Annotated in this window: 15 protein-coding genes and 2 pseudogenes; 13 read left to right on the top strand and 4 right to left on the bottom strand. The window is 62.7% G+C overall.

Annotated elements, in window-relative coordinates; translation table 11 throughout:
- The 3 genes from F4827_RS22695 (at position 1) to F4827_RS22685 (ending at position 3558) form a co-directional block, all read left to right on the top strand.
- Positions 1 to 1329 carry a type II toxin-antitoxin system HipA family toxin gene (locus F4827_RS22695; protein ID WP_183727612.1) on the top strand — a complete coding sequence of 443 codons (1329 nt, stop codon included), beginning with the start codon at positions 1 to 3 and terminating at the stop codon, positions 1327 to 1329.
- Between the two features lie 212 nt (positions 1330 to 1541).
- Positions 1542 to 2288 (top strand): response regulator, encoded by a 747-nt coding sequence (locus tag F4827_RS22690; protein ID WP_183727614.1) that lies wholly within the window; start codon positions 1542 to 1544, stop codon positions 2286 to 2288.
- 7 nt (positions 2289 to 2295) lie between these two features.
- Positions 2296 to 3558 (top strand): ATP-binding protein, encoded by a 1263-nt coding sequence (locus F4827_RS22685; protein WP_183727667.1) that lies wholly within the window; start codon positions 2296 to 2298, stop codon positions 3556 to 3558.
- On the opposite strand, the gene F4827_RS22680 is transcribed toward F4827_RS22685, so the two are convergent.
- Entirely contained in the window at positions 3537 to 4226 is a 690-nt protein-coding gene (locus tag F4827_RS22680; protein ID WP_183727616.1) for a TetR family transcriptional regulator, read from the bottom strand. The two genes, F4827_RS22685 and F4827_RS22680, sit on opposite strands and share 22 nt — an antisense overlap.
- A gap of 307 nt (positions 4227 to 4533) precedes the next feature.
- On the opposite strand from F4827_RS22680, the gene F4827_RS22675 reads away from it, so the two are divergent.
- From F4827_RS22675 to F4827_RS22660, 4 genes are all read left to right on the top strand, one after another.
- On the top strand, positions 4534 to 5742 hold the full coding sequence (locus F4827_RS22675) for an efflux RND transporter periplasmic adaptor subunit (RefSeq protein ID WP_409258846.1): 1209 nt from the start codon (positions 4534 to 4536) through the stop codon (positions 5740 to 5742).
- 11 nt (positions 5743 to 5753) lie between these two features.
- On the top strand, positions 5754 to 8921 hold the full coding sequence (locus F4827_RS22670) for an efflux RND transporter permease subunit (protein WP_183727618.1): 3168 nt from the start codon (positions 5754 to 5756) through the stop codon (positions 8919 to 8921).
- Positions 8914 to 10443, top strand: coding sequence for an efflux transporter outer membrane subunit (locus tag F4827_RS22665; protein WP_183727620.1), 1530 nt, complete (start codon positions 8914 to 8916; stop codon positions 10441 to 10443). The genes F4827_RS22670 and F4827_RS22665 overlap by 8 nt, the downstream gene beginning before the upstream one ends.
- A 120-nt stretch (positions 10444 to 10563) precedes the next feature.
- Positions 10564 to 11490, top strand: a complete 927-nt coding sequence (locus tag F4827_RS22660; protein WP_183727622.1) for a LysR family transcriptional regulator — start codon at positions 10564 to 10566, stop codon at positions 11488 to 11490.
- Between the two features lie 8 nt (positions 11491 to 11498).
- Here the strand turns inward: F4827_RS22660 and F4827_RS22655 are convergent.
- A pseudogene (locus F4827_RS22655) lies at positions 11499 to 11804 on the bottom strand (DUF3138 family protein); the annotation flags it as partial.
- Between the two features lie 27 nt (positions 11805 to 11831).
- On the bottom strand, positions 11832 to 12965 hold the full coding sequence (locus F4827_RS22650; protein WP_183727624.1) for a polyamine ABC transporter substrate-binding protein: 1134 nt from the start codon (positions 12963 to 12965) through the stop codon (positions 11832 to 11834).
- A gap of 408 nt (positions 12966 to 13373) precedes the next feature.
- On the opposite strand from F4827_RS22650, the gene F4827_RS22645 reads away from it, so the two are divergent.
- The 5 genes from F4827_RS22645 (at position 13374) to argE (ending at position 18769) form a co-directional block, all read left to right on the top strand.
- The gene (locus F4827_RS22645) at positions 13374 to 14765 is read left to right on the top strand and encodes an aspartate aminotransferase family protein (RefSeq protein WP_183727626.1); all 1392 of its coding nucleotides are present in this window, start codon (positions 13374 to 13376) and stop codon (positions 14763 to 14765) included.
- 321 nt (positions 14766 to 15086) lie between these two features.
- Positions 15087 to 16442: an NAD(P)/FAD-dependent oxidoreductase gene (locus F4827_RS22640; RefSeq protein WP_183727628.1), complete on the top strand. Its 1356-nt coding sequence runs from the start codon at positions 15087 to 15089 to the stop codon at positions 16440 to 16442.
- Entirely contained in the window at positions 16443 to 16874 is a 432-nt protein-coding gene (locus F4827_RS22635; RefSeq protein ID WP_183727631.1) for a RidA family protein, read from the top strand.
- Between the two features lie 31 nt (positions 16875 to 16905).
- A complete protein-coding gene (locus F4827_RS22630; protein WP_183727633.1) occupies positions 16906 to 17583 on the top strand; it encodes a DUF1028 domain-containing protein in 678 nt (225 codons plus the stop codon).
- Complete coding sequence (argE, locus tag F4827_RS22625; protein ID WP_183727635.1) at positions 17576 to 18769, top strand: acetylornithine deacetylase; 1194 nt, start codon at positions 17576 to 17578, stop codon at positions 18767 to 18769. Before F4827_RS22630 ends, argE begins: the two co-directional genes overlap by 8 nt.
- A 52-nt stretch (positions 18770 to 18821) precedes the next feature.
- Here argE and F4827_RS22620 read toward each other — a convergent pair.
- Positions 18822 to 19220, bottom strand: a pseudogene (locus F4827_RS22620) (LysR family transcriptional regulator); the annotation flags it as partial.
- Positions 19221 to 19501: 281 nt separating this feature from the next.
- On the opposite strand from F4827_RS22620, the gene F4827_RS22615 reads away from it, so the two are divergent.
- Complete coding sequence (locus F4827_RS22615) at positions 19502 to 20995, top strand: aldehyde dehydrogenase (protein WP_183727637.1); 1494 nt, start codon at positions 19502 to 19504, stop codon at positions 20993 to 20995.
- The last annotated feature ends 625 nt before the right edge of the window (positions 20996 to 21620 follow it).

The following is a 21620-nucleotide window of genomic DNA, read 5'->3' as shown; positions in this document are numbered from 1 at the left end:
ATGGGCCGCAAATCGCATTCGCGCACCCTGTCGATCTGGGCTAATGGCGAGCGCGTCGGCAGCTGGACGCTGACCGGCGCGGGCGAGGCCGAACTGCGTTACGACGCGCGCTGGAAGGCGTCGGAAGCAGGGCGTCCGCTGTCGCTTTCGCTGCCGTTCGGCGTGGGCGAGCGCCCGTTGCGCGGCACGCGCGTCTATCACTACTTCGACAATCTGCTGCCCGATAGCGCGGTGATCCGCCGCCGTATCGCCGCGCGCTTTCGCACGGATTCCATCGAGGCCTTCGCTCTGCTCAAGGCGATCGGGCGCGACTGCGTGGGCGCGGTGCAACTGCTCGATGAGGACGAAACGCCCGCGCCGCTCGCGCATATCGACGGCACGCCGCTCGACGATGCCGCCATCGAAAAGCTGCTGCTGGAGACCTCGGGCGCGGTGCTGCCCGGCGTTGGCGACACCGAAGAAGAACTGCGCATTTCGCTGGCCGGCGCGCAGGAAAAGACCGCGCTGCTCTATCACGCGGGCCGCTGGCTGCTGCCGCACGGCGCGACGCCCACCACGCACATCCTCAAGCTGCCGCTTGGTTTCATCGGCCATCGCAAGGTGGACTTCAATACCTCGGTCGAAAACGAGTGGCTGTGTCTGGCCGTGCTCAAGGCCTATGGGCTGCCGGTCTCGTCGGCGAGCATTGCGACCTTTGGCGCGCAGAAGGTGCTGGCGGTCGAGCGTTTCGATCGCGCCGTCTCGCGCAGCGGCGCGTTGCTACGCTTGCCGCAGGAAGATTTTTGCCAGGCGCTGGGCGTGGCGCCCCATCTCAAGTACGAAGCGCAGGGCGGCCCCGGCGTGCGCGAGATCGCCGATCTTCTGCGCCAGTCGCAAGCGGCGCGCGAGGATATCGAAACCTTTCTGGCCGCGCAGATCGCCTTCTGGATGATGGCCGCGCCCGACGGCCACGCCAAGAATTTCAGCCTGCGCCTGCTGGCGGGCGGGCGTTTTCAACTCGCGCCGCTCTACGACGTCATGTCGATCTGGCCGGTGGAGGGCGACGGCGGCAATCAATGGTCGTGGCACAAGGCCACGCTCGCGATGGCCGTGTGGGGCAAGAGCCGCCATTACCGCATGCGCGACGTGACGCGCGCGCACTTCGACGCTACCGCGCAGCTGTGCCACTACGGTCCCGATGCCGCGCCGATCATCGAGCGCCTCGTCGAACGCACGCCAAAGGTGATCGATACCGTTGGAGCGAACCTGCCCGAAGGCTTTCCGCAACGCGTCGCCGAGCGTCTGTTCGACGGGCTGCGCTTTTCGGCCCAGCGGCTCGCGGCGTCGTGAGTTGTACCGCGAGTTCACGCATGCGTTCCGTCGGGACAGGCGCCGCCAGGGCAAAATAGTCGCGGTGACCTGATTCACGCCGATTCACGCCGATTCACGCAGATCCGCACCGCTTTACCCTAACGACTCACCCGCCTTGCCACTGAATTTGCAGCACATAACCGTATCCCGGCACGTTGACCGTTGCCTTGCCGTTTCCGGAGGCGCACCCGATGTCCGATCCTGAGTTCCAGGTCCTGCTGGTCGACGACGACGAAGCCTTGCGCGATCTCCTGCGCGTCTTCTTCCAGCAACGCAATATCGAATTTTCCGTGCTGCACGATGCAATGCAGCTTGAGCGCCGACTCGAACGCGAGCGCCCCTCGGTCATCGTGCTCGACGTGATGATGCCTGGCGTCGACGGCCTCACCGCGCTGAAAGAGTTGCGCGGGCGCGGAGACCGTATTCCCGTCATCATGCTCACGGCCCGTAGCGACGGCACCGACCGCGTGGTCGGCCTCGAACTGGGCGCCGACGATTACCTGGGCAAGCCCTTCATGCCGCAGGAACTGCTCGCGCGCATTCGCGCCGTGCTGCGCCGCCAGGGCGACCCCGATCGCGGCGCGCCCGCCGAGCGCCGCGCGCCGTGCCGCTTCGGCCCGTTCGAGCTGAACTTCGCCACCCGCACGCTGTTGCGCGACGGCGAGCCCATCAAGCTCACCGGCAGCGAATACGCCATGCTCGAAGTGTTCGCGCTGCATCCGATGGAAACGCTCTCGCGTTCGCGCCTGCTCGACCTGTTGCACGGGCCGGGTGCGGAAGTGACCGAGCGCGGCATCGACGTGCCGGTCTGGCGCCTGCGCCGTCTGATCGAAGTCGATCCGTCCAACCCGCGCCGCCTGCAGACCATGCGCGGTGTCGGCTATATGTTCGTGCCCGATGAAGACGTCGATAACAACGCCGCTCAGGACGCCGACTGAAATGCAGATCAAGCGGACCTTTGACACGCTGTTTGTCCGGCTTTCGCTGATGACGATCGGTCTGATCGTCGCGGCGCATTTCGCGGCGCTGTTGCTGATCGACCAGGCGCGCGCGCGCATCGATGCGCAGCGCTCGATCGACTATATGGTGGTGGCCGCGCAGGTGCGCGAGCGCGATCCCGTGCTCTCGGATCAAGTGGCGAAGACGCTGGGCATCCAGTACGTCGGCGTGGACCGTGCCATCGCCGCGGGTTGTCCCGCGCCTTGCGCCGATACCAACGGTCCGTTCGAAGAGACGCTGCGCCCGCGCCTTGGACCGGGCAGCCACGTCGTGGTCGAGCCCGACAACGGCGGCGTGTGGGTGCGCAAACAGGGCGCGTCGTACTGGATCGTGTTGCCCGCATTTATGCCGCCGCTCAGCCATTTCAAGGGTTTTTCGGCGCTGACCTTGATTGGCGCGATCATCGTGGCGGTGGTGTTCGCGTGGCAGGTGCAGCGTCCCGTACGCTCGCTGGCGCGGGCCGCGCGCGAATATCGTATCGGCCGCGGCGTGCATCGCGTGGAAGAAGCGGGGCCGCGCGAAATACGTGAACTAGCCAGCGATTTCAACGACATGGTGAGCGAACTCGCGGAAGCGGAGCGCGAGCGCGCCGTCATGCTGGCGGGCATCGCGCACGATCTGCGCACGCCCATCACGCGCATGCAGTTGCGCGCCGATCTGCTCACCACTGATACGGACCGCGCCGCCTTCCTGCGCGAGACCGAATCGATGTCGCGCATCGTCACGCAGTTCCTGGACTTCGCGCGCGAGAGCGTGAATCAATCGGCTTTGGTGGGTGTCGATGAGCATTGCCGCCGCGATTACGGCGCGCAACAGGACGACGAAGCGCTCGTCAAACTCGATCTGCGCGCGGGCGAGGGCTTCCAGTTGCCCGCTGTCGATCTCGACCGCATTCTGTCGAACCTGATCGAAAACGCGCTCACCTATGGCGAGCCGCCGGTGGAAGTGTCCACCTCAAAGGAAGAAGGGCGCTACGTGCTGCGTGTGCGAGATCACGGCGCGGGCGTGCCCGAAGACGATCTGCATCGCGTGCAGCGCCCGTTCGTGCGGCTGGACGCCGCGCGCAGCGGCGAAGCCCATTGCGGACTGGGGCTGGCGATCGTGCGCCGGCTCGTGCGTCATCACGATGGCGCGATGGACGTGACCAATGCCGCGCAAGGCGGCCTGGTCGTGACGATGAGCTTTCCTTATCCGCGCAAGGCGGGTTGAATGGCGGCGTCCACACAGTCAACACGGCGCACGGCCTGCGGAGCAAGATGATCTGGAGTGCTGAGCTGTACGCAACACAGCACCGTATCGACCACGCGCGCGACGAGCGTATCGTCGGCGCCGGGCTGGCCGCCCGATAGTTCGCGGCAGAAGAACCCGGTGAGCGCTGCGTAGATAAAGCGCGCCGATGCGTGCGTGTCGAGCGCACTGTCGATCTCGCCGCCGCGCGCCGCATCGCCGAGCACATCGGCGATTTTCGTTTCGGCGTTTGCCACCGCCAGTTCCATGCGTTTGGCGAGGGCCGCGTTACGGCGCACCGATTCGGCGTCCGCCAGCGCGATGCCGTAGAGCCGTCGCGCCGAGCGATTGCCCAGCATCCGTTTGAGCTTGCCGCGCAATTCCTGCGTGAGCCACGCCATCGGCCGCATGCTGGCGGGCCGCGAGGGCAGATCGAAGGGCGCAAGCGACAGATCGGGGCGCTCGAACAGCGCTTCGAACACATCGGCCTTGTTCCTGAAATGCACGTAGATCGCGCCGCGCGTCACACCGGCTTTGGCGGCGATTTCGTCGAGCGTGGTTTGCGCGAAACCCTTGCGCGCGAATATCTGTTCCGCGCAGTCGAGCAGCGTTTTACGCAATGCGAGCGACTGCTCTCTCGTCCTTCTCATATCAGACCGCCCTTCAAATTCTCTTCACCTCGCGCGCATCGCGGTGCGCACGAACGGTATCCGACCCCGCTGCGCAGCGCCACCAGCAAAGGCTGGGCGCTCGTTGGGCATCGAGTTGGGGCGATCTTACCTGCCTGTTTTACTCGCTTGCTTAGTGAATCTTACGGAGCGTTTGGCGCGTAACACAGCGCTTTGCCATGCCGCGTACATTGCGCGTGAAGCAATGTTTAAGGGATTGGTAAGACGGTAGGGCCGCAAGCCCGCCGCGCCTCAAGCGAATATGACAAGACATTCAGGAATCCACGCCATCACACCGGAAACGCCCACTCTTCGCGCCATCGCAGTCATGTGCGCCGCCATCGGACTTGCCGCCTGCTCCGACAAGCCGCAAGCCCCCGCCGCCGCCACGCCGGAAGTCAACGTGATGCGCGTGCAGACCACCGCTGTGCCCGTTTCCGTCGAATTGCCGGGCCGCGTCAGCGCGCATCTCGTCGCCGAGGTGCAGGCGCGCGCAACCGGCATCGTGCTCAAGCGCACCTTCATCGAAGGCAGCCAGGTGAAGGCCGGGCAACTGCTTTATCAGATCGATCCGGCGCCGTATCAGGCCTCGCTCGACAACGCCAAGGGCACGCTCGCCAAGGCGCGCGCGACGCTGATCGCCGCCCAGGCGCAGGCCGACCGCTACAAGGTGCTGGTCGCCGCCAACGCCGTCAGCAAGCAGGACTACGACAACGCCGTGGCCTCCGCAGGCGAGGCGCAGGCCGATGTGGAAGCCGACGCCGCGAGCGTCGAAACCGCGAAGATCAACCTCGGCTACACCAACGTCTATTCGCCGATCTCCGGGCGCATCGGCAAATCGTCGGTAACGCCGGGCGCTTATGTGCAATCGAGCGGCGCCACCCAACTGGCGACCGTGCAGCAGCTCGACCCCGTCTACGTCGACCTCACGCAGTCGAGCGTCGACGGCCTGAAACTGCGCCGCGCCGCCGCCGAAGGCAAGGTCACGCTGACCGGCCCGCACGCGGCCAAGGTGCAGTTGATCCTCGAAGACGGCCAGCCGTATCAGGGCGATGGCCACCTCGAATTTTCGGATGTGACCGTCGATCAGACCACGGGTTCGGTCACCGTGCGCGCCACGTTCGACAATCCGCAGAATGTGCTGCTGCCGGGCATGTATGTGCGCGCGCGCATCGACGAAGGCTACAACGAGCAGGCCGTGCTGCTGCCCGAAGCCGCCGTCCAGCACGACCAGAAGGGCAATGCCACGGCGCTCGTGGTCAATGCGCAGAACAGGATCGAATCGCGCCAGCTCACCACGGGCGGCGTGAACAACGATAACTGGATCGTCGAAAAGGGCCTGGAAGCAGGGGACCGTGTGGTCATCTCCGGCGGCATGAAGGTGCAGCCGGGCGAGACCGTGAAGACGGTCGATCAGGGCGTGACTCCCGCATCGACCGTTGCGCCCGCAACCGATGCGGCTTCGTCGGCCGCGGCCGCGTCCGCTGGCGCAGTGTGAGGTTGCATTAAATGGCTCGATTTTTCATAGACAGGCCCATCTTCGCCTGGGTGATCGCGATCATCCTGATGATGACGAGCGCAGCATCCATCTTCAACTTGCCGGTGGCGCAGTATCCGACCATCGCGCCGCCTTCCATCCAGATCAGCGCGAGCTACTCGGGCGCTTCGGCCAAGACCGTCGAAGACACCGTGACGCAGGTGATCGAGCAGCAGATGAGCGGTCTCGACCATCTGCTGTATATGTCGTCGACGTCCGACGATTCGGGCGCGGCCACCATCACGCTGACCTTCGCGGCGGGCACCAATCCCGACATCGCGCAGGTGCAGGTGCAGAACAAGCTGCAACTCGCCACGCCGGTCCTGCCGACCGTGGTGCAGGAAGCCGGCATCAAGGTCACCAAGTCCAGCAGCAGCTTCCTGATGGTGATGGCCTTCGTGTCCTCCGACGGCAGCATGGACCGCTACGATCTGGCGAACTACGTGGCTTCGCATATCGAAGACCCGCTGAGCCGCGTCGATGGCGTCGGCACGGTCACGCTGTTCGGCACGCAGTTCTCGATGCGCATCTGGCTGGACCCCAACAAGCTCAATCAGTACGCGCTCACACCCGTCGACGTGGAAACGGCGATCACGAACCAGAACGTGCAGGTGGCGGCGGGTTCGATCGGCGGCACGCCGTCCGTGAAGGGCCAGGCGATGCAGGCGACCATCACGGAAGCATCGTTCCTTCGGACGCCAGAAGAATTCGGCAATGTGCTGCTGAAGGTGAATCAGGACGGCTCGCAGGTGCGCCTGAAAGACGTGGCGCGCATCGAACTGGGCGGCGAAAACTATAATTTCGACACCAGATACGACAACGCGCCAGCCGCCGGTTTCGGCATTCAGCTTGCGACGGGTGCGAACGCGCTGCAAACGCAGAAGCTGGTGCAGGCCAAGCTCGCGGAACTGTCGAAGAACTTCCCGCACGGTCTGGTGGTGAAGTATCCGTACGACACCACGCCGTTCGTGCGCCTGTCGATCGAGGAAGTGGTCAAGACGCTGATCGAAGGCATCGTGCTGGTGTTCCTCGTGATGTATCTGTTCCTGCAGAACCTGCGCGCCACGCTGATCCCGACCATCGCCGTGCCGGTGGTGCTGCTGGGCACCTTCGCGATCATGGGCGCGGTGGGCTTCTCGATCAACACGCTGTCGATGTTCGGTCTCGTGCTGGCAATCGGCTTGCTGGTTGACGACGCCATCGTGGTGGTCGAAAACGTCGAGCGCGTGATGGCGGAGGAAGGCTTGCCGCCAAGGGAAGCGACCCGCAAGGCGATGGGCCAGATCACGGGCGCACTGGTGGGCGTTGCGCTGGTGCTGTCCGCCGTGTTCGTGCCGGTGGCGTTTTCGGGCGGCTCGGTGGGCGCGATCTATCGTCAGTTCTCGCTGACGATCGTGGCGGCGATGGTGCTGTCGGTGCTCGTCGCGCTGGTGCTCACGCCCGCGCTGTGCGCAACCCTGCTCAAGCCGATTCCCAAGGGCCATCACGAAGTCAAGAAGGGCTTCTTCGGCTGGTTCAACCGCACCTTCGACAAGAGCCGCGACAAATATCACGGCGGCGTGCAGCACGTCATCAGGCGTTCGGGCCGCTGGTTCGTGATCTATCTGGCGGTGATCGTTGGCGTGGGCTTCCTGTTCGTGCGCCTGCCGAAGTCGTTCCTGCCCGATGAAGACCAGGGCACGATGTTCGTACAGGTCCAGACGCCGCCGGGCTCGACCCAGGAAACCACGGCGCGCTCGCTCAAGGCCGTGGCCGACTACCTGCTCACGGACGAGAAGAACATCGTCGAATCCGTATTCACGGTGAACGGTTTCAACTTCGCGGGCCGTGGCCAGAACTCCGGCATGGTGTTCGTGCAGATGAAGGACTTCGACAAACGCCGCGCCGCGAACCAGAAGGTGCAGGCGCTGGTGGGCCGCGTGTTCCAGCACTTCGCGAACTACAAGGACGCGACGATCATCCCGATCAATCCGCCTTCGATTCCTGAACTGGGCACGGCCTCCGGCTTCGACTTCGAGTTGACCGACAACGCCTCGCTTGGCCACGAGAAGCTGATGGCCGCGCGCAACCAGTTGCTGGCGATGGCCGCGAAGGATCCGAGTCTCGCGCTGGTGCGCCCGAACGGTCTGAGCGATACGCAGCAGTACAAGGTGGATATCGATCGCGAGAAGGCCGAAGCAATGGGCGTGGCCGCTTCCGATATCGACGATACGTTCTCGATTGCATGGGGTTCGAAGTACATCAACAACTTCCTCGATACCGATGGCCGGATCAAGCGCGTCTACGTGCAGGCCGATGCGCCGTTCCGTATGAACCCGGACGATCTGGGCCGCTGGTATGTGCGTGGCTCGTCGGGCACGATGGTGCCGTTCAATGCCTTCGCGAAGGGCAAGTGGACCTTCGGTTCGCCCAAGCTCGAACGCTATAACGGCATCTCCGCGCTGGAAATCCAGGGGCAGGCCGCAGCCGGAAAATCGACCGGCCAGGCGATGAACGCGATGGAGCAACTCGCTTCGAAACTGCCGGCAGGCATCGGCTATGCGTGGACGGGGCTGTCGTTCCAGGAAATCCAGTCGGGCAGCCAGGCGCCCTTGCTCTATGCGATCTCGATCATCGTGGTGTTCCTGTGTCTGGCGGCGCTGTATGAAAGCTGGTCGATTCCATTCGCGGTGATTCTGGTTGTGCCGCTTGGTGTGATCGGCGCGCTGCTCGCGGTGACCTTGCGCGGCCTCGAAAACGATGTGTTCTTCCAGGTAGGCCTGCTCACGACGGTGGGTCTATCGGCGAAGAACGCGATTCTGATCGTGGAATTCGCGCGCGAATTGCAGGAGCAGCAAGGGATGTCCGCCGTGGCGGCGGCGCTCGAAGCGGCACGTCTGCGTCTGCGCCCGATCCTGATGACGTCGATGGCCTTCGTGCTAGGCGTGCTGCCGCTGTGTATCAGCAACGGCGCGGGTTCGGCATCGCAGCACGCAATCGGCACGGGCGTGATCGGCGGCATGTTCACGGCCACCTTCCTCGCCATTTTCATGATTCCGATGTTCTATGTGGTCATTCGATCGAAGTTCGGCGGTGAAAAACCGGCCAATGCATTGGCAAACCCCGAAGCGGCGCTCGCGCAGGAGGACGGCCATGAATAAGCTCACGTTGAGCGCGCTGGCCGCGGCGGTGGTCTGCCTGACTTCCGCCTGCACGCTGGAGCCGCATTACACGCAACCCGCCGCGCCCGTGTCCGCCGCGTATCCGACCGGGCCGGCGTACGACAGCCAGCCCACCGGTGCAACCGATGGTGCGAGCACGGCGCAGGGGATCGCAGCGGCCGATATCGGCTGGCGCGACTTCTTCAAGGACCCGCGCCTGCAAAAGCTCATCGAGCTGGCGCTGCAGAACAACCGCGATCTGCGCGTCTCCGTGCTGAAGGTGGCGCAGGCGCGCGCGCAGTACCGCATCGAACGCGCGAACCTGCTGCCGACGCTTTCCGCGACCGGCACCGGCACGCGCACGCGCACGCCCGCCGATCTCTCGTACGTGGGCCGCGCGACCGTGTCGAGCGACTATCAGGCTGAGGCCGGCGCGTCGTGGGAGCTGGACTTCTTCGGCAAGGTGCGCAGCCTCTCGAATCAGGCGTTGCACACTTATCTATCGACGGCGCAGGCGCGCAAGGCGGCCGAGATCACGCTGGTCTCGGAAGTGGCCGACCAGTACCTGACGATGATCGCTTACGATGATTCGCTCAAGGTCACGAAGGCAACACTCGACTCCGCGCAGAAGTCGTATCAACTCACCAAGACCGAGTACGACACGGGCACGAGTTCTGAGCTGGATCTGCGCGAGGCGCAAGGCGTCGTGCAACAGGCGCATGCGAATTACGAAAGCCAGTTGCGCCTGCGTGCGCAGGCCGAAAACGCGCTCGTGCTGCTGCTGGGCGCGCCGTTGCCGGCCGATCTGCCAGCGGGCCTGCCGCTCGATTCGCAGGATCTGCTTGCCGATATTCCGGCCAACCTGCCGAGCGAACTGCTCACGCGCCGCCCCGATATTCTCGAAGCCGAGGAAACGCTCAAGGCCGCCAACGCCAATATCGGTGCAGCGCGCGCCGCGTTTTTCCCGAGCATCAGCCTGACGGGGCAGTTCGGTTATGCGAGTGCGAGCCTGGGTTCGCTCTTCAAGCCGGGGCAACTCGCGTGGGATTTCGGCCCGACCATCACCATGCCGATTTTCGAGGGCGGCGCGAACAAGGCGGCGCTCGACGTGGCGAAGCTGGAGAAGGACGAGGACGTGGCCACGTATGAAAAGGCCATCCAGACGGCCTTCCGCGAAGTGGCTGATGGTCTCGCGGCGCGCGGCACGTACGACACGCAGATCAGCGATCTGCGCGCGTACACCACCACCCAGCAGCGCCGTTATTCGCTGTCCGATCTTCGTTATCGCAACGGCGTGGACAGCTACCTCACGGTGCTGAGCGCGCAGACGGACCTGTACACGGCGCAGCAATCGCTCATCAGCGCCAATCTGGACCGGCTGACCAACCTGGTCGATCTGTATCAGTACCTGGGCGGCGGCTGGATCGCCAATACCGGCGATGCGCCGCGTAATGCCGATTCGGACAGCACGGCGATGCAGACGTCGAAGATTTCGCAACCCGGAGCAAGCGCGGTCCATTAAGCGAGGCGAGGGGGCTTTCCGCGTGCGGGGCAAGTGTCGTTTCCATGACTTGCCCTGCACGCGGAATTCTGGCGTGATATCACATCGTCATAGCCATTCATTCCCTCGCGCTCGCCTGAAATGGAAAGCTCCCGCCTCAATTTTTCCCTGCGCCAGTTGCGCTACTTCGTGACGGCCGCGGAAACGCTGTCGTTCACCTCCGCCGCGCGGCTGATGCATATCTCGCAGCCTTCCATTTCCAGTGCGATCTCCGAACTCGAAGACGCATTCGGCATTCAACTGTTTATTCGCCATCATGCAGCCGGTCTTTCGCTGACACAGGCAGGGCGCGAATTGCTCGGTAAAACACGCGATCTTTTGAAAAACGCCGAGGAACTGCAGTCGGTCGCGCGCGGGCTCGATACCGGCATGACGGGGACGATCGCGCTGGGTTGTCTCGTCTCGCTGGCGCCGCCGTTGCTTTCCGGGTTGATCAGCCGCTTTCTGGCCGATCATGCGGGCATTGCCTTCAAAACCATGGAGGCGCACCAGGATGGCTTGTTCGAAGGGCTGCACGACGGCTCGCTCGATATTGCGCTGACTTACGATATCGATCTCACCGACGGCATCGAATTTCGTCCGCTGGTGCGACTGCCGCCGTATGTGATCCTGCCGAGCAAGCATCCGCTTGCGCAACATCGTGCGGTGTCGCTGGCGAATCTCGTCGGCGAACCGTATGTGATGCTAGATCTGCCGCATAGTCGCGAATATTTTTCTTCTTTATTCGATGCGATCGGGCAGCGGCCCGTGCCGGTTTTCCGCTCGTCGCAACCTGAAGTGGTGCGCGGTATGGTGGCGAATGGCCTGGGCTACAGCATCCTGAATTTCCCGCTCAAATCGACGCAAACCGTCGATGGCGGGGATTTCGTGGTGAAGCGCTTCAAGGAAAAAGTCGTCGCGACGACTTTGGGCATTGCGCACTCGCGCACGATGAAGCCGCGCATGGTGGTGCAGCGTTTCGCCTCGTTTGCCGAGGAGCTGATCAAGCACCAGTATGCGCGGCCCTGACTCGCTGGCTAGAACGAGTAGATGAACTGCGCTCCCAGCAAGTCATTGCTCTTGCTGTACGAACCGTCGTTACGCCGGAACACCTTCCGCGACGCCCAGTCGTGGCGGAATTCCACCTTCACCGTGATCGGCTGGGTCGGGTAGAACAGCAGGTCCAGCGCTACGTCCTGACGCACCGCGCCCTTGCACTCGAAGCCCAGCCCGTCGTTCGCTTGCGAATTTGCCAGGCAGTCCGCACCGATACCAAAGCCGTTGTACGGATCCATGCCGTTGCAGTTGAGCGCCAAGCCGCCATCGCCGTTCTTGCTTGACACGCTGCGGACCGCGAGGCGGATGGGCTTTTAGTGCCCGGTCTTGAGCTGAGCCCAGAGACGGTTTTCGAGGCGCAGGATGTCGGCGGGGAGTGCCTTCATCATCGTCATTTTCGCGAGCACCTCCGGCGGCGGATACACGCCCGCATCATTGGCTACCGATGCGGTCACGAAGGATTGCGCCGCTGTGTTCGGCGTGGGATAGAACACCTCATTGGTGATGCCAGCGTTGACCTTCGGGTCCTCGATGTAGTTGATCCACGCGAGCGCCGCCTCCGGATGGGGCGCGTCCTTGGGAATGCCCATGATGTCGAACCAGATCAGTCCGCCTTCCCGGGCATTCGAGAACTTGATCTCATAGGCGCGTTTCGCGTCCACCGCACGGCGATGCGCGATACCAATATCGCCCGACCAGCCAAATGCCACGCAAATATCGTTGTTCGCCAGGTCGTTGATATAACCGGACGAATTGAACTGCGTGATATACGGGCGGATTTTCTTCAGCGTCTCGTAGGCCACCTGATAATCGCCGGGGTTGGTGCTGTTTGGATCTTTATGCAGGTATTGCAGCGTCGCCGCGAATACGTCGACGGCCTGATCGAGGAAGGACACGCCGCAGCTCTTGAGTTTCGACATGTTCTCAGGATCGAACACCAGCGCCCAGCTATCCACAGGCGCGTTGCCGCCCAGCGCTTTCTGCACGGCCTGCACGTTGTAGCCCATCCCATCGGTGCCGTAGGCGTAAGGCGCACCATACTGGTTGCCCGGATCCGCTTGCGCGATGATCTTCATCAGGCCGGGATCGAGATTCGCCAGATTGGGCAATTTCGACTTGTCGAGCTTTTGATAGATGCCGGCGGGAATCTGGCGCGCCATGTAATTGGACGTGGGCACCACGATGTCGTAGCCGGAGCTGCCTGCGAGTAGCTTGGCCTGCAGGGTGTCGTCACCATCGTAGTTATCGTATTTGACCTTGATTCCCGTTTGTTTCTCGAAGTCTGGAATCGTGTCCTTGCCGATGTAGTCGGACCAGTTATAGATGTTCAGCTGCGTTTCGGCGGCCATGACGGGCGTGGCCATCAAATTGCCCACACTGGCGATAGAGGCCAGTGAAGCCAATGCAATCGCGGGACGCGCAATCTGCCGGAATCGATCGATGCTCATGATGTTCTCTCTACGGATGAAAAAGACGGGAGGACATGCGCCCAGTGCGTGAAAGCGTTGATGGACGTACGAAAAATCAGGGCGGTGACGAACGACGGCTGAAGCGTAGCACTGTGAAAATCGCGAGAAAAAAATAGTTTAGCTAGCTCATGGATAGGTTTTCTCTATGTTTGAATCCGGTACAGTAAAAATGCGGAAAGCACACTGAAAGTCTGGGTTGGGTGCACCATTCACAGCGGTCGTATTGCATAGATAAATCCAATGCAATAGCCAGAAATTGCTTTCTTTACCTTCGTATTTTGTCGATGGAAAGTGGCTCGAAGCGGGTGGTCGCACTTGCCGCGAGCACCGAGGGTAAGCACCAGGAGCAACGGTGACCAATCGAAGTCCGAATTCTGGAATCTGAAAATGAATGCACACGATCTTCCCCAGCGCAGCACCCGTGATTACCAGACGAGCGATGCCACGCATCATCTGCATGCTTTCGTCGATCAAAAGGCGTTGAACGCGGAAGGCCCGCGCGTGATGGTGCGAGGCGAGGGTGTCTATCTCTGGGACAACGACGGCAATCGCTATCTGGACGGGATGTCGGGCCTCTGGTGCACTAACGTTGGCTATGGGCGCAAGGAGCTGGTCGACGCGGCGGCGGTGCAGATGAAAGAACTGTCTTACTACAACATGTTCTTTCACACCACGCATCCGTCGGTCATCAATCTTTCGGAAAAACTGTTTTCACTGCTGGGCGGGAAGTTTAGCCACGTGGTGTATACGAACTCGGGCTCCGAATCGAACGAAGTGCTGATCCGCACCGTTCGGCGCTTCTGGGACGTAATGGGCAAGCCCGAAAAGAAAGTGCTGATCGGGCGCGTAAACGGCTATCACGGCTCGACGGTGGGCAGCGCGTCGCTGGGCGGCATGGCATTCATGCACGAAATGGGCGATTTGCCGATCCCCAATATCACGCACGTCGACGAACCCTACTGGTACGCGAACGGCGGCGATCTCTCGCCGGAGGTCTTCGGCAAGGCTGCTGCGCAATCGCTGGAGCGCAAGATTCTCGAACTCGGCGCGGACAAGGTGGCCGCCTTCGTTGCCGAACCGTTCCAGGGGGCCGGCGGCATGATTTTTCCGCCGGAAGGTTACTGGCAGGAAATCGAGCGCATCTGCCGCCAATACGACGTGCTGCTTTGCGCGGACGAAGTGATCGGCGGCTTTGGCCGAACGGGCGAATGGTTCGCGCATCGCCATTTTGGTTTCGAACCGGATTTGATCTGCATTGCGAAGGGATTGACGTCGGGCTATGTGCCGATGGGCGGCCTCATCATGAGCCGTCGCGTGGGCGAAGCGCTGGTCGAGCGCGGCGGCGTCTACGCGCATGGGCTGACCTACTCGGGCCATCCCGTGGCAGCTGCGGTGGCGCTCGCGAATCTGGACGTGCTCGACCGAGGCGGCCTCGTCGAACGCACGAAGACGGATACCGGCCCGTATCTGCAGAAAGCCTTGCGCGACGCGTTTGCCGATCACCCGCTAATTGGCGAGGTGCAGGGTGTGGGCGCCGTTGCGGCGATCCAGTTCGCGAAGGACAAGACCACGCGCGAGCGCTTTGCCAATGAAGCGGATCTGACGTGGCATAGCCGTTCCGTGGGCTTCGATCTGGGCGTGATCGTGCGCTCGACCAATGGCCGCCTGATCGTCGCGCCGCCGCTCGTGATCGATCATGCGCAGATCGACGAACTGGTGGACAAGATGCGCCAGGCGGTGGATGCGACGGCAAAGAAGGTGCTCGGCGAGGCGTCATAGAGCGACGGTCATCGACAGATCACGCGGGTGATCTCCACGCCCGTTTCGCTCTCGTGTGGGAGCGTGCGGGCGCTTTTTTATTGCGCGCCAATTCGAATGAAAAGGCATTTCAAAAAAGAGCCGAAAATTTTTCCTGGCAGGAACGACAAAAATCATCGTTTCGCAGATTGCGGGCTCTGAACAGAATAGGCACGAAGCAATACGACACAGCGCGACACAGCACGACACAGCACGTCACAACACGAGACAACACCACTCACCATGGAGTCGCACAGGCGCTGTCGACGCCGATTACAGACCGCCGTGCATAAGGAAACCGCAATGACAATCGAAACCGTAGATACGCTCGTGGTCGGCGCCGGCCAGGCCGGCGTGGCGATGAGCGAACACCTGGGCAAGCTGGGCGTGCCGCATCTCGTGCTGGAGCGCGAGCGCATCGCCGAGCGCTGGAGAACCGGACGCTGGGATTCGCTGGTGGCAAACGGCCCGGCCTGGCACGACCGCTTTCCCGGCCTGGAATTCGACGATCTCGACCCGGACGCTTTCGCATCCAAGGATCGCGTGGCCGACTATTTCGAGGCTTATGCAAAGCAGATCGACGCACCGATCCGCACCGGCGTGGAGGTAACGAAGGTCGTACGCAACGAAGGCCGCCCCGGTTTTACCGTTGAAACCAGTCGTGGCGTGATCGAGGCGCAACGCGTCGTGGTGGCGACTGGCCCGTTCCAGCGCCCCGTGATTCCGCCGATTGCACCCAGGGCATCCGCCGATCTCGTGCAGATTCACTCGGCCGATTATCGCAATCCGCAGCAATTGCCCGAAGGCGCGGTGCTTGTGGTAGGCGCAGGTTCATCGGGCGTGCAGATTGCCGAAGAAATGATGCGCGCGGGCAAGCGCGTTTATCTGTCGGTCGGGCCGCATGACCGTCCGCCGCGCGCGTATCGCAATCGTGACTTCTGCTGGTGGCTGGGCGTGCTGGGCCTCTGGGACATGGAAACCGCCGTGCCGGGACGGGAACACGTAACGATCGCGGTGAGCGGCGCACGCGGCGGCCATACCGTGAATTTCCGCAAACTCGCGCACGAAGGCATGACGCTCGTGGGCGTGACCAAAGCCTTCAACGATGGCGTCGCGACGTTCGAGGCGGATCTCGCGACGCATCTTGCGAATGGCGACGCGAATTATCTTTCGCTGCTCGACGCGGCCGATGCCTACGTGACGCGCAATGGTCTCGAACTGCCGGAAGAGCCCGAGGCGCGCGTCAGCGTGCCGGACCCTGAATGCGTGACGCAGCCCATTCTGGAGCTCGACCTGCGCGCCGCCGGTGTGACTTCGGTGGTCTGGGCGACCGGCTACGCCAACGACTACGGCTGGCTCCAGGTGAATGCCTTCGACGCGAGGGGCAAGCCGAAGCATCAGCGCGGCGTGTCCAGCGAGCCGGGCGTTTATTTCGTGGGCCGGCCGTGGCTCTCGCGGCGCGGATCATCGTTTATCTGGGGCGTGTGGCACGACGCGAAGCACGTTGCCGGCCATATCGCCACGCAGTCGCAATACCTCGACTATCGCGACGCAACGCAGCGCAAGCAAAGAGAGCAGAGCGAGCAGAACAAGCCCGGCCAGCACACAGCAGGCGTGGAAGCTGGCGCAGAAGTCAACAACGCAATTGGAGTCGCTTAAATGCCTACGCATACCCGTATCCGCATGTTCAATACCAGGGATACTTATCCGAACCAGACGCTCGACAACGATCTGTGCCAGGCCGTTCGCGCCGGCAATACCGTCTACGTGCGCGGCCAGGTGGGCACCGATTTCGACGGCAGGCTGGTGGGTCTGGGCGACCCGCGCGCGCAGGCCGAACAGGCGATGAAGAACGTCAGGCAATTGCTCGAAGAAGCCGGCAGCGACCTCACGCACATCGTCAAGACGACCACCTATCTGATCGACCCACGCTACCGCGAACCGGTGTACCAGGAAGTGGGCAAATGGCTCAAGGGCGTGTTTCCGATTTCGACCGGCCTTGTGGTGTCGGCGTTGGGGCAGCCGCAATGGCTCATGGAAATCGATGTGATCGCCGTGATTCCGGACGGCTGGACGCCGGTTCAGGCCTGAAACCCAGGCAGAAAATCAAGGAGAGCACGCCATGACTTTTTCGATTGTGGGCCGTTGCGCCGAAACCGGGCAGCTTGGCATTGCCATCAGCTCGTCGAGTATCGCGGTGGGCGCGCGCTGCCCGTGGGCGCGTGCGGGCGTGGGCGTGGTGGCCACGCAGAATGTCACGCTGCCGGCGCTCGGGCCGCAGGTGCTCGATCTGCTGGAGCATCGGCAACTCGACCCCGCCGCCGCGTTGGACCGGGCGCTGAATTCGAACGGCTGGAGCCAGTACCGCCAGGTCACGGTGATCGACGCGCTGGGCCGCACCGCATTTTTCAGCGGCAAGGAAGCGCTGGGCGTTTATCACGCCGTGGCGGGCGAGCAGTGCGTGGCGGCGGGCAATATGCTCGCAGGCCCCGAGGTGATCGAGGCCATGGTGCGGGCCTTCGAGGGCGCGGCGGGCACGCTCGCCGATCGGCTGCTGGGCGCCATGCACGCGGCCATGGCGGCGGGCGGCGAAGCGGGGCCGGTGCATTCGGCGGCGTTGAAGATCGTCGACGATCACACCTGGCCGGTGGTCGATCTGCGCGTCGATTGGGCGGATCACGATCCGCTGGGCGCGCTTGACCGCCTGTGGCAGGACTATTGTCCGCAGATGCAGGACTATCTGACGCGTGCGCTCAATCCCACCGCCGCGCCAAGCTATGGAGTGCCAGGCGATGAGTGAGCGCACCAGCCGCGCCTTGCTCGAACGGCTGATCGGTTTCGCGACGGTCAGCCGCGATTCGAACCTCGAATTGATCGGGTTTATCGAACGCTATCTCGCGGAATTCGGCATACGCAGCGAGCTTTTCTACAACGCGCAACGCAGCAAGGCGAATCTGTTTGCGACCATCGGCCCGCAGGATCGCGGGGGGGTGGTGCTTTCGGGGCATACGGATGTGGTTCCGGTGGACGGTCAGGCGTGGACGGTCGAGCCGTTCCGCCTGAGCGTGCGCGACGGTCGTCTTTACGGACGCGGCACGGCGGATATGAAGGGCTTTATCGCCTCGGTGCTGGCCGCAGTACCGGTTTTTCTCGCGGCTGATCTAAAAACACCGGTACATCTGGCGTTTTCCTATGACGAGGAGGTGGGCTGCCTTGGCGTGCGTCCGATGCTCGAAGAACTGGCGAGGCGGCCGCACAAGCCGCTGCTGTGCCTGATCGGCGAGCCAACGGAACTCAAGCCCGTGCTGGGCCACAAGGGCAAACTGGCGATGCGCTGCTGCGTGAAGGGCGCGGCCTGTCATTCGGCGTACGCACCCTACGGCGTCAACGCGATCCACTACGCGGCCCGCCTGATTGGGCAACTCGACGAGATCGGCACGCGGCTCGCACGTCCGGAGCATCGCGACGAGCGCTTCGATCCGCCGTATTCGACGGTGCAAACGGGGCTCATCGAGGGCGGCCGCGCGCTCAATATCGTGCCGGCGGAATGCGAATTCGATTTCGAAGTGCGCGCCTTGCCGGGTTTCGAGCCGCAAACCGTCGCCGACGAACTGGCGCAATACGCGCAAACGCAATTGCTGCCCGCCATGCGCGCCGTGCAGCCCGATACCAATATTCAATGGCAAGCGCTCGGTGAATATCCTGGGCTGGCGACGCCGCCCGAAAGCGAGGCCGCGCGTCTGCTTGCACATATCAGCGGTTCGACGGATTTCGGCACGGTGGCGTTCGGCACCGAAGGCGGTTTGTTCGAGCAGGCGGGTATCCCGACCGTGGTGTGCGGCCCCGGCAGCATGGACCAGGGCCACAAGCCCGATGAGTTCATCAGCGAGACACAGCTCACGGATTGTGACGCCATGCTTGAACGGCTCGCGCAGTACCTCGCGCGCCATGAGCTGAATATCAGCCGCGCGCTTCGTGCAGGCTAGCGAGGCGTTCGCGGCAGAAGTCCACGAATAGCTGCGCGGGCTTGGTCAATTGACCCCGCTTGAGGCGCGCGCTCACGAGACCGGAGGTGGCGCGCTCGCGAAAGCCCGCGATCAGTTGTGGCAGATAGAGCGCGGCGACGGTTTCAAAGCAGCCGATGTCGATCTGGCCGGTGATGACGTCGTTATCAGCCAGCGCGTTCCGTTCGAATTCGTGCGCCATGCGCGGCAGTTCCTGGACCTTGCGATAGAAGCGCATATTGCCGGGCGTGAGCGATACGCCTTACGCGTGGTGGTGGATAAACAGCTTGATGTTGAAGCTCTCTTCCAGCCCTTTGATTGCGCTGGAAATGGAGGGCTGGGCGATATGAAGCTGACGCGATGCCTCGGCCACGCTGCCAGCATCGACCGTGGTCACGAAGTACTTGAGTTGACGCAATGTGTAGAAAGCCAAGTGGACCTCTGCTGCACGGCCGCGCTCACTTGGGAGTTCAGGTGTGCGGCTTGATGAATCGGTTTGAAATGCGTGGTTATTTGTACGCGGCGTAAGGCGTTTTTTGCCACTACCTTACCCTGGCAGCGCAGCCGGGAAAAGAACTTTTCTGCTTAGTTTTATCGTATGGATCGAGAATATTCTTATTCATTTTCCTTTGCGAAAAAATCACTCACCATCGCCGCTAACCCTCGCTTTCCCCTATGAACAGGGCTGCCAAGGCCGCCCTACAGGAGTCCAGCATGTTTGATCTCGGCTACTGGCAGCGCCGCGCTGCCGGGCAGGTTTTCTTCGACCAGGCACTGATTGGCGGGCGGCGCGTTGCTGCCGTTTCGGGCGCGACGTTCGACGCTGTGAATCCGGCCACGAACCGGCTGCTCGCGCGCGTCGCCGCATGCGACGAGGCAGACGTCGATCTGGCCGTGCGCGTGGCGCGCGAAGCCTTCGAAAAGGGCGTCTGGTCGCGCACGCCGCCCATCGAACGCAAGAAAGTGCTGCTGCGTCTGGCGGAGTTGATGCTTGCGAACCGCGAGGAACTCGCGCTGCTCGATTCGCTGAACATGGGCAAGCCAGTGGCGGATGCCTGCAACATCGACGTGCCTGGCGCCGCGCACGTGTTCGCCTGGTACGGCGAGTCGCTCGACAAACTCTACGATCAGGTTGCGCCTACGGCCCCCAATGCGTTCGCAACGATCACGCGCGAGGCGCTGGGCGTGGTGGCGGCCGTCGTACCGTGGAATTTCCCGCTCGACATGGCCGCGTGGAAACTCGCGCCCGCGCTGGCTGCGGGCAACAGCGTGGTGCTCAAGCCCGCGGAACAGTCGCCGCTTTCCGCGCTGCGTCTGGCGGAACTTGCGCTGGAAGCCGGCTTGCCCGAAGGCGTGCTCAACGTCGTGCCCGGTCTGGGCGAGCAGGCGGGGCGCGCGCTCGGCCTGCATCCCGATGTGGATTGCCTTGTGTTTACAGGCTCGACCGTGGTGGGCAAGTATTTCATGCGTTATGCGGCCGAGTCGAATCTCAAGCAGGTCTGGCTCGAATGCGGCGGTAAAAGCCCGAATCTGGTTTTCGAGGATTGCGTCGATCTCGATCTTGCCGCTGAAAAAGCGGCCTTTGGCATCTTCTTCAATCAGGGCGAAGTCTGCTCGGCGAATTCGCGCCTGTATGTGCAGCGCTCGATTCAGGACGAATTCATTGAACGTCTGTTGAGCAAGGCGCGCGACTGGATGCCGGGCGATCCGCTCGACCCCGCAAGCCGCGCGGGCGCCATCGTCGATGCGGGCCAGACCGCGCGCATCGTGAGTGCAATCGAACGGGCCCAGCGCGACGGCGCGAGACTGCTCAAGGGCGGCAAGCGTCTGAGCTTCAATGGCTCGGACAATTTCATCGAGCCGACAATCTTCGCCGGCGTGCGCAACGACATGCCGATCGCGCGCGAGGAAGTGTTCGGCCCGGTGCTCGCGATCAGCGCCTTCGACACGGAAGAAGAGGCGCTACGCCTCGCCAATGACAGCGCGTATGGACTCGCTGCTTCGCTGTGGACCGACGACCTGAATCGCGCGCATCGCGTGGCACGCGCGCTGAAGGCGGGCACGGTGTCGGTCAATACCGTGGACGCGCTGGATGTGTGCGTGCCGTTTGGCGGCGGAAAACAATCGGGCTTTGGCCGCGATCTCTCGCTACATTCTTTCGACAAATACACGCAGTTGAAGACGACCTGGATTCAGTTGCGCGGGTGATGCAGGGCAAATGACCGGCTGTGCGTCAAGGACGCGGCCGGTCTGCTCAGCGTGCAGGTGTCATACAAGCGAAAACTTCAATCAGTCCTCTGAACCGATGGGTGAAAGAGCCCATGCAGGATGACGGCGCTCACTTCGCCGCTCTACTACTGGCAGGCGACGCGCGATACGGCAAATCGCCGTCGGCTCGATGCCGGAGCAGGGGCAGCACTGCGATAAAGTTCGAATCCAGTCGCCGGTTCGCACCCAGGTTTGATAACGCCGCTTTGCCTTGAAGCGGCGTTTTTCGTTCACGGCGCAAAACCTTCGGCAACACCATCAAAGCCCCTCCCAGCAAGCATCGGCATCTCGTCTTACGATTCCATCCAGGTATGGTGCGCCGCACTATCTGCGAATACGCAAAAGCCGTTATACCTGCAGGGTATGGAAACCGGTGTCCAAAAGTATTGGACGGTCCATTTGGGCGGGGCGTATAAAACCATTCCATGAACTCCACGTATGCAACGCCCGCCATGACCTCAGTGACGATTGAACGCATCGAAACCCGCCTCGTCGATCTGCCGACGATTCGCCCGCACAAGCTCTCCGTGGCGACGATGTACGGCCAGACGCTGATGCTGGTGAA

The sequence above is a fragment of the Paraburkholderia bannensis genome (assembly GCF_014200455.1).
GTDB lineage: Bacteria > Pseudomonadota > Gammaproteobacteria > Burkholderiales > Burkholderiaceae > Paraburkholderia > Paraburkholderia bannensis_A.
Note: the sequence above shows the minus strand (reverse complement) of the source record. Positions and strands in the feature narration are given on the sequence as shown.